General features: G+C 66.8%; 2 protein-coding genes. Both read left to right on the forward strand.

Annotated features, from left to right (window positions below):
- Window positions 1-1,210 (forward strand): malonate decarboxylase subunit alpha (locus tag EN742_RS32795; RefSeq protein WP_128333763.1); only part of this gene is annotated, 1,210 nt, incomplete at its 5' end.
- Entirely contained in the window at window positions 1,203-1,979 is a 777-nt protein-coding gene (locus EN742_RS32800) for an enoyl-CoA hydratase/isomerase family protein (protein WP_127404956.1), read from the forward strand. The genes EN742_RS32795 and EN742_RS32800, both read left to right, overlap by 8 nt.
- Window positions 1,980-2,104: the final 125 nt, after the last annotated feature.

The raw sequence follows: 2,104 nt of genomic DNA on the forward strand, positions 1-2,104 counted from the left end.
GACCAAGGTCGGTCTCGACACCTTCGCCGACCCCCGCCACCAAGGCTGCGCCATGAACGCGGCGGCCAGCGAGCCGATCGTATCGGTGCAGCAGTTCGATGGCGAGGAATGGCTCTATTTCCGCGCCATCGTTCCCAACGTCTCGATCATCCGCGCCACCACCGCCGACGAGCGCGGCAACCTCACCTATGAGCACGAAGGCGCCTATCTCGGCGGGCTGGAGCAGGCTCTCGCCGCCCGCAACAATGGCGGTGTCGTCATCGCGCAGGTCAAGCGCGTCGTCGAGAACGGCACGCTGAAGCCGCACGACGTTCGTGTGCCTGGGGTGCTCGTCGACCACATCGTTGTCGCGCCCGATCAGCTGCAGACGACGCTGACCCCTTACGATCCGGCGATCTCCGGCGAGATCTTCCGGCCACTGTCGACCTTCCGCAACGCGGAGATGAACGTCCAGAAGGTGATCGCGCGCCGCGTCGCCATGGAGTTGCGCGACGGCATGGCCGTCAACATCGGCTTCGGCATCTCCGCCAACGTGCCGCGCATCCTTCTGGAGGAAGGCCAGCACGGCAAGGTCACCTGGGTGATCGAGCAGGGCGCCGTAGGCGGCGTGCCGCTGCTCGACTTCAAGTTCGGCTGCGCCTCCAATGCCGAGGCGATCATGCCCTCGCCGCACCAGTTCATCTACTTCCAGGCCGGCGGCTTCGACGCCTCGCTCTTGTCCTTCCTGCAGATCGACCGCCATGGCTCGGTCAATGTCTCGAAACTTTCGGCGCGGCCGCATGTCACCGCCGGCGCCGGCGGCTTCGTCGACATCACCTCGCGGGCGAAGAAGATCGTCTTCTCCGGCTTCTTCAACGCCGGCGCCAGGCTGTCGCTGGCCGACAGCGGCATCCGCATCGACCAGGAAGGCAAGGTCAAGAAGGTCGTCGAAGAGGTCGAGCACATCTCCTTCTCCGGCAAGCGCGCGGTCGCGCAAGGGCAGGACATCACCTATGTCACCGAGCGCTGCGTGATGAAGCTGACGCCCGACGGGTTGATGGTGACCGAGCTGGCGCCCGGCATCGACCTGGAACGCGATGTGCTGGCACAGGCCGATATTCCGCTCGGTATTGCCAATGACCTCAAGGTGACGCCGGCGTCGCTCTACCAGGATCGGCCGATCGGCCTATCGCTGAATGGCGGCGCTTCGCTCGGAGGCGCGCATGGCTGAACGTCTCGTCAGCTTCGAACAGGACGGCGCCATCGGCTTCGTCACGCTGCGCCGGCCGGAAAAGTTCAACGCGCTGGACATTCCGATGCTGCGCGCGCTCGAAGCGGCGCTCGACGAGGCGGAGCTGGCTGAGGGCGTGCGTGTCGTGCTCGTCCGTGGCGAAGGCAAGGGCTTTTGCGCCGGCGGCGACGTCGAGGCCTGGGCACAATTGAGCGCCGCCGATTTCCAGGTGCAATGGGTCCGCTATGGCCACCGTGTCTTCGATCGGCTGGCGCGGCTCAGGCAGCCGACCATCGCCGTGCTGTCCGGCCATGCGCTAGGCGGCGGCCTGGAGCTGGCGGTGGCCTGCGATTTCCGCGTCGCCGAAACCCAGGTGAAGCTGGGCTTTCCCGAAACCTCGATCGGCGTCGTTCCCGGCTGGTCTGGCACGCAGCGCGCCGTGCGCCGCTTCGGCGTGCAGACGGTGCGGCGCATGGCCATCGGAGGCGAAGTCCTGCTGGCGAGCGAAGCGCTTGCGCTGGGCGTTGTCGACCGCGTCGTCGAGACCGGCAAGGCGCTCGCCGAGGCCAAGGCCTGGGCAGAAAAAATCGCCGAGCGCGGGCCGCTGGCGACCGAGGCCGCAAAGCTGATGATCGCGGTCGCCGAGGGCGAGGACAGCGCTGCAGCCACGGAAGCGCTGGCCAGCGCCTTCATTGCGCTGACCGGCGACCTCAAGGCCGGCGTCGGCGCATTCAAGGCCAAGCAGAAGCCGGCCTTTTCGAGGTCCTAGAGGAATCCGATGAACGCACCCCTCAAGATTTCCATGCCGGCCGAGGCGTCCGCGGCGCCGAAGACCTACAAGCTGCTGATCGACGGCAAGCATGTCGAGGCCCGCGACGGCCGCGTGCTGGAGCG

The sequence above is a fragment of the Mesorhizobium sp. M4A.F.Ca.ET.020.02.1.1 genome, from assembly GCF_004022645.1.
Taxonomy (GTDB): Bacteria; Pseudomonadota; Alphaproteobacteria; order Rhizobiales; family Rhizobiaceae; genus Mesorhizobium.